This window comes from Streptomyces sp. NPDC001851 (genome assembly GCF_040297165.1).
Taxonomy (GTDB): Bacteria; Actinomycetota; Actinomycetes; order Streptomycetales; family Streptomycetaceae; genus Streptomyces.
This window is the reverse complement of record NZ_JBEOYR010000030.1, coordinates 1-2,741: the sequence shown is the minus strand read 5'-3', so window position 1 is coordinate 2,741 and position 2,741 is coordinate 1. Positions and strand designations below refer to the sequence as shown.

3 protein-coding genes are annotated in these 2,741 nt (G+C 72.7%); 2 read left to right on the top strand and 1 reads right to left on the bottom strand.

The genetic code is table 11. The features are described 5' to 3' along the window. Positions 1 to 191 precede the first annotated feature (191 nt). Positions 192 to 1,298 (top strand): LacI family DNA-binding transcriptional regulator, encoded by a 1,107-nt coding sequence (locus tag ABT171_RS33685; RefSeq protein WP_351250195.1) that lies wholly within the window; start codon positions 192 to 194, stop codon positions 1,296 to 1,298. Positions 1,299 to 1,332: 34 nt separating this feature from the next. On the opposite strand, the gene ABT171_RS33680 is transcribed toward ABT171_RS33685, so the two are convergent. Further along, complete coding sequence (locus ABT171_RS33680) at positions 1,333 to 2,124, bottom strand: VOC family protein (RefSeq protein WP_351250194.1); 792 nt, start codon at positions 2,122 to 2,124, stop codon at positions 1,333 to 1,335. Between the two features lie 204 nt (positions 2,125 to 2,328). On the opposite strand from ABT171_RS33680, the gene ABT171_RS33675 reads away from it, so the two are divergent. Next, the gene (locus ABT171_RS33675) at positions 2,329 to 2,574 is read left to right on the top strand and encodes a WhiB family transcriptional regulator (protein WP_225828358.1); all 246 of its coding nucleotides are present in this window, start codon (positions 2,329 to 2,331) and stop codon (positions 2,572 to 2,574) included. Positions 2,575 to 2,741 lie beyond the last annotated feature (167 nt).

Sequence of the window (2,741 nt, the reverse complement as noted above, 5' to 3'; positions counted from 1 at the left end):
CCGTGGACTGGCGACCGTCTACTGGCGACCGTCTACTGGCGACGGTCGACCGGCTACTGTCGACCGTCCGGCGGCCGTCTGTCCACCGGTCGACTGTCCACCCCGCCCACCGCAAGCCGCCGTTGCTGCTCCGGCGGCGTCTTCACCGCGCGGTTATCCTGACCGGCAGCCGCCGATGAGGAGATGCAGAAGTGACCGAGGCAGTGTCGCGCCCCACGCTGGAGGCCGTGGCCGAGCTGGCCGGAGTGTCCCGGGCCACCGTGTCCCGGGTGGTCAACGGCGGCGACGGGGTGCGCGAACCCCTGGCCGAACGGGTCCGGCAGGCCGTGGCGGAGCTGGGGTACGTCCCCAACCAGGCGGCGCGCAGCCTCGTCACCAAGCGGCACGACGCCGTCGCGGTCATCATCGCCGAGCCCGAGACCCGGGTCTTCGCCGACCCGTTCTTCGCCCTGCAGCTGCGCGGTATCAGCAAGGAACTGACCGCCCACGACAACCAGTTGGTGCTGCTGCTCACCGAGGGTCGTGACGACCATGCGCGCGTGGCCCGGTATCTCGCCGGAGGCCACGTCGACGGCGCGCTCGTCTTCTCCCTGCACCTCGACGACCCGCTGCCCGGCCTCATCCACGAGGCCGGTGTGCCCACCGTGTTCGGCGGACGGCCCGGCTGGGGCGACGACAGCCGGGCAGACGGGCCCGGGGGCGCCGCGCAGGCGGGGCGGAGTCCGGGGCCCGGCGTGGTCTACGTCGACTGCGACAACCGGGGTGGGGCACGCGCGGCCGTCCGGCATCTCGTGGGCCTCGGCCGCAGACGCGTCGCCCACCTCACCGGCCTCCTGGACCAGACGTCCGCGGTGGACCGGCTGGACGGCTACCGGGACATCATGGGCGAGGTGCCGGGAGGGAGCGATCCCCGGCTGGTCGTGGAGAGCGACTTCACCCCGGCCGGCGGCGAACGCGCCATGCGGGAACTCCTTGACCGGTGCCCGGACGTGGACGCCGTGTTCGCCGCCAACGACCTCACCGCGCTCGGTGCCCTGCGGGTGCTGCGGGCGAGCGGACGGCGGGTGCCCGAGGACGTGGCCGTGATCGGCTTCGACGACATGCTGCCCGTCGCCGAAGAGGCCGACCCGCCGCTGACGACGGTCCGTCAGGACATCGAGGGAATGGGGCGCCTGATGGCCCGTCTGCTGCTGCGCGGCCTGGCCGACGCCCGCGACCGCACCGGTGCCCCGGCCGGTCCGCCGTCCGCCGGCGGCGTGATCCTGCCGACCACGCTGATACGCCGGGCTTCCGCCTAGCCGGACCGCCGCGCCGGGCTTCCGTCCGGCCCGCTCAGCCCTGCTGGGGCTCGCTTCTGATCACCGCGAAGCGCGCGCCGTAGGGGTCGCTGAGCTTGGCCATGCGCCCCACCCCCGGCATGGTGGTCGCCGGCATGCGCACCGCTCCGCCGAGTCGCTGTGCCCTCTCGACCACATCGTCGGTGTCCGTGACCTCGAAGTACGGGAGCCAGTACGGGCCGTCCTCGGCCTCGGCCGGGGCGTCGGCGAGCGGTACGATCCCGCCGAACATCGCGTCCTCCCCGCCGTCGGCCGGGTTGACACAGGTGTACGTCCCGCCCGGGAAGGGCACGGCGGAGGTCTCCAGGCCGAGCACCTGGTGGTAGAAGGCGGCGGCCGCCGCGATGTCCGGGGTGTACAGCTCGACCCAGCACAGCGCGCCCGGCTCGTTCGCCACGTCGACGCCCTTGGTCCGGGCCGACTGCCAGATGCCGAACGGCACGCCCGCCCGGTCGGCGAGCACCGCCATGTGACCCTGCCCCATCACGTCCATCGGCTGGAACAGCACTCTGCCGTGGGCCAGTTCGGCGGCCTTGGCGGTGGCCTGCGCGTCCTCGCTCTGGAAGTACACCGTCCAGGCCGGCGGGCCCTGCTCGGGGCCGGACTGCATACCGCCCGCGACGGTCCTGCCGTCCAGCTGGAAGAAGCCGTAGCCTCCGGCGTCCGGCCCCGCCGACTGGAACTGCCAGCCGAAGAGGCCGCCGTAGAAGGAGAGGGCACCGTCGATGTCCGGGGTGCCGAGGTCGATCCAGTTCGGCGCGCCGTTGACGAAGCGGGTGGTGAGCATCTTCGCCTCCTCGCAGAGGGTCCCGTCCTGTGCACTGCCGAGTCTGGCACCCCCCACTGACAATCGCCGCCGGAGCGCAGTGCCCCGCGCGCCGCCGTGCGCGGGGTCGGCCCGGGGGAGCATCATCGAGGCGGCGGAGGGCCTGGTGGCGGCGTTGACCCGGCGTTGATCGAACGTTTTTCGCGGCGCGGCACGATCCTGGTCATGCACTTCGAAACGATCACTCCGGCCGACGACACCTGGCAGGCGCAGGCCCTGTGCGCGCAGACCGGGCCGGACTTCTTCTTCCCCGAGCCCGGCAGCTCGGTGCGCGAGGCGAAGCGCATCTGCGCCATGTGTGAGCTGCGCCCGGCCTGCCTGGACTACGCGCTGGCCAACGACGAGCGCTTCGGCGTCTGGGGCGGCCTCTCGGAGAAGGAACGCCTCGCCCTGCGCCGCACGGCCCGCTGACTCTAGCCCGCTGACCCCGGCCCGCCCTCCCTGCGGCACCTGCGCACGGGCCTGCAGAGCATCAGGCCGGCGGGGGGGGTGCCTCTATGTCTTTCGTCAAGCGAGGCGTGGGGTTCTGGGTTCGTAGAAAGTGCCGTCGCGGAGGATCGCGAACAGCACGTTGATCC

Coding starts and splice junctions, on each gene's coding strand:
- ABT171_RS33680 (WP_351250194.1), bottom strand. CDS start 2,124: ATGCTCACCACCCGCTTCGTCAACGGCGCGCCGAACTGGATCGACCTC.
- ABT171_RS33675 (WP_225828358.1), top strand. CDS start 2,329: ATGCACTTCGAAACGATCACTCCGGCCGACGACACCTGGCAGGCGCAG.